Annotated in this window: 3 protein-coding genes; all 3 read left to right on the forward strand. The window is 69.9% G+C overall.

The genetic code is table 11. The features are described 5' to 3' along the window. The coding region (locus ABL57_RS14845) for an inositol-3-phosphate synthase (RefSeq protein WP_047804258.1) at positions 1 to 692 on the forward strand (692 nt) is incomplete at its 5' end. 426 nt (positions 693 to 1,118) lie between these two features. Then, entirely contained in the window at positions 1,119 to 2,396 is a 1,278-nt protein-coding gene (locus ABL57_RS14850; RefSeq protein ID WP_047804259.1) for an NAD(P)/FAD-dependent oxidoreductase, read from the forward strand. 51 nt (positions 2,397 to 2,447) lie between these two features. After that, positions 2,448 to 3,056 (forward strand): aromatic ring-hydroxylating dioxygenase subunit alpha (locus tag ABL57_RS14855; RefSeq protein WP_047804260.1); only part of this gene is annotated, 609 nt, incomplete at its 3' end.

The following is a 3,056-nucleotide window of genomic DNA, read 5'->3' on the forward strand; positions in this document are numbered from 1 at the left end:
TGGTGTCCTATCTGCCGGTGGGCTCGGAGGCCGCCGACCGGTTCTACGCCCAGGCGGCCCTGGACGCGGGGGTGGCCTTCGTCAACGCGCTGCCGGTGTTCATCGCCTCCACCGAGGAGTGGGCGCAGAAGTTCACCGCCGCGGGGGTGCCGATCGTGGGCGATGACATCAAGTCCCAGATCGGGGCGACGATCACCCACCGGGTGCTGGCCAAGCTCTTCGAGGACCGCGGGTACGTGCTGGACCGGACGTATCAGCTCAACGTGGGCGGGAACATGGACTTCATGAACATGCTCGAGCGCACCCGGTTGGAGTCGAAGAAGATCTCCAAGACCCAGGCGGTGACCTCCAACGTGGTGCGGGAGTTCGGCACCGAGGAGGTGCACATCGGGCCCTCGGACCACGTGCCGTGGCTCAACGACCGGAAGTTCGCCTTCGTGCGTCTGGAGGGTCACGGGTTCGGGGACGCCCCGATCTCCTTGGAGTACAAGCTGGAGGTGTGGGACTCCCCGAACTCGGCCGGGGTGATCATCGACGCGATCCGGGCGGCGAAGATCGGGCTGGACCGCGGGATCGGCGGGCCGCTGACCTCGGCGGCGGCGTACTTCATGAAGTCCCCGCCCGAGCAGCAGGCCGACGACACCGCCCGGGCGAACCTGGAGGCCTTCATCCGCGGCGACCTCGAACGCTGAAGCAGCGCCCCACCCGGGGCCGCGGATCACCCCGCGGAGCACCGCCGCACCGGTGACATGAGGTACTCCTCGAGCTCCGTCGGCGTGGATCCGCTCATGCCGTCGACGCCGCCTTCCTGGGCCGGTGGGCTTCGCGCCCTCGACGCCGGAAAGAGCCGGGGAACGGGCAGGCATCCTGCCCTGTGCAACGTGGGTCACATTGCGCAACATTGTCCGCGGGGTCCGCCGCGCCGTCGGGAATCACGGCGACCCCGGGACGGGGGCAGGAAAAGTCGCCCGGAACGCTTGACAGGCCAATGTGGGACGCATCACGCTGAACCTCACAATATGAAGCACGTTGCGCAGTACGCGGCAACGAGCCGAGAGGTCCACCCGCCCGGCGCCGCCCTGCTGTTCCCGCACCCACTGATCTGAAAGGGGTCCTTCATGGACTCCCTCGTCATTGTCGGAGCCTCGCTGGCCGGTCTGTCGGCCGCGAGGGCGGCTCGCAGCCTCGGGTTCGGCGGGCGTGTGGTGATCATCGGTGATGAGCTGCAGCGTCCCTACGACCGTCCGCCGCTGTCCAAGGACTTCCTGGCCGGGCGGATCGAGGTCGCGGATCTGACCCTGGAGACCGATACGGAGGCCTTGGACGCGGAGTGGGTTCTCGGGAGCCGGGCGGTCTCCTTCGATCCGTCCACCCGCACGGTCCACCTGGCCGACGGCACCACCGTGCACGCCCCCGCCCTGGTGATCGCCACCGGCGCCTCCCCCCGGACCCTGCCCCAGATCGCCGACGCGCCCAACGTGGTGAGCCTGCGCACCATCGCCGATGCGCAGAAGCTGCGCGGCCTAGTCCGGGCCGGTGGCCGGATGGTGGTCATCGGCGCCGGCTTCATCGGCGCCGAGGTCGCCTCCACCGCCCACGCGCTGGGCATGGAGGTCACCGTGCTGGAGAAGTCCCCCACCCCGCTGTGCGGGCCGCTGGGGGCGCAGCTGGGCGCGGTCGTCGCCGGGCTGCACACCCGCGCCGGGGTCGAGCTGATCTGCGGGGCCGACATCGCCGACTTCACCCGTACCGACGGATCCGTCAGCGCGGTGCACCTGGCCGACGGGCGGGTGCTGCCCGCCGATGTCGTGGTCGTGGGCATCGGGGCCGTGCCCAACACCGGGTGGCTGGAAGGCTCCGGGATCGAGCTGGGCAACGGTGTGGTCTGCGACGCCGTCGGGGGCACCAGCCTCCCGGGGGTCGTGGCCGTGGGCGACTGCGCCGCCTGGTGGGAGCCGGTCACCGGGCGCCACCAGCGGGTGGAGCACTGGACGGGGGCCGCCCAGCGCCCGGGCGTGGCCGTGTCCGCGTTGCTCGGCGCGGACCCGGCGACCCTGCCGGCCGTGAAGCCTCCCTACTTCTGGTCCGACCAGTACGGCACCCGCCTGCAGTTCGCCGGCGACGCCTCCCGCGCCGATCGGGTGGCCTACGAGCACGGCGGCCCCGGCGAGGACTCCCTGCTGGCCGTCTACTACGCCGGGGAGGAACCGGTCGCGGTGCTGGGCTGGAACCAGATCAAGCTCTTCGGCCGCTGGCGCAAGACCCTGGAGAAGATCGCCGCTGCCGCCCGCACCCCTGCCCCGCCGCACGAGGCGGCCCAGTCCGTGGCCGCCGCTGTCGCCGCCGCCTCCCCGGCCGCCGCCGCCGCCACCGCCGCCTCCCCGGCCGGGGTATGAAACCGTTCCACCCACCCCACCCGTTCCGCAGTACGTCGTAAGGAGTTCGTGTTGTCGACCAACGTTGTCTCGGAGTCCCTGATCTCCACCCTGCCCGGTTCCACCTACGTGGACGAGGCCGTCTTCCGCGCCGAGCAGGAACGCATCTTCGAGCAGATGTGGTTCTGCGCCGTGCGCGCCGGTGACCTCGACAAGCCCGGGGCCTACCGCACCGTGCAGATCGGCCGGGAATCGATCATCATCACCCGCAACCGCAAGCACGGCATCCGCGCCTTCTACAACATCTGCCGCCACCGCGGCGTGAAACTGTGCATGGAGGAGACCGGCGAAGCCAACCGCTCCTTCCAGTGCCCCTACCACGCCTGGACCTACGACTTCGACGGCAAGCTCATCGCCGCCCCCAACCTCACCAAGATGCCCGACATCGACCGCCAGGAATACGGACTGGTCACCATCCCGGTGCGCGAGTACCTCGGCTACGTCTGGGTCTGCCTGGCCGAGAACCCCCCCTCCTTCGAGGACGACGTGATGGGCGACATCGAAGAACGCCTCGGCGACACCCAGGCCATCGAGGGCTACGACATCGCCAACCTCGCCCTGGGCCGACGCATCACCTACGACGTGAAGGCCAACTGGAAGCTCATCATCGAGAACTTCATG

Origin of the sequence: Kocuria sp. SM24M-10, from assembly GCF_001027955.1 — a bacterium.
Classification (GTDB): Bacteria; Actinomycetota; Actinomycetes; order Actinomycetales; family Micrococcaceae; genus Kocuria; species Kocuria oceani.

Coding starts and splice junctions, on each gene's coding strand:
- ABL57_RS14850 (WP_047804259.1), top strand. CDS start 1,119: ATGGACTCCCTCGTCATTGTCGGAGCCTCGCTGGCCGGTCTGTCGGCC.